Origin of the sequence: Mesorhizobium sp. M2D.F.Ca.ET.226.01.1.1 (assembly GCF_004022705.2) — a bacterium.
GTDB lineage: Bacteria > Pseudomonadota > Alphaproteobacteria > Rhizobiales > Rhizobiaceae > Mesorhizobium.
In genome coordinates this window covers 1-341 of the sequence record NZ_RZOY02000079.1, presented here as the reverse complement: position 1 = coordinate 341, position 341 = coordinate 1, and the positions used below count along the sequence as shown (strand labels likewise).

At 64.8% G+C, this 341-nt stretch carries 1 pseudogene; it reads right to left on the bottom strand.

The annotated features are described in order from the left end of the window. Positions 1–341: pseudogene (locus EN869_RS33830) on the bottom strand (glucan 1,4-alpha-glucosidase); the annotation flags it as partial.

Below are 341 nucleotides of genomic sequence, written 5' to 3'. Positions count from 1 at the left end.
GCGGCCAGCCGCCAACAGCCCCGGCTGTCCCTTGTTGTCGCCGATCCAGGCGGTGTTGCCCATGCCGGCATTGACCAGATGCGGTGCCAAGAGAGCATAGATGCGGTAATCGCCCGCAGCGCCCTTCAGCGGCGTGAAGGTGATCTCCTGCAGCAGGACCGGGCGTTTCGGGTCCGTAATGATCCTTTTTTCGATCCTGTATGACCCGTCCCTCGCGGTGTTGGTCAGCCTGTAGCCCGGCACGCCGTCCTCGAAAGGCGCGACAGCATGCACGGCATCGCGCTTCTCTTCCGAAAAAGCGCCGGCGGGGCCGGTGACGATCAGCCCCATGTCGCGCGTGC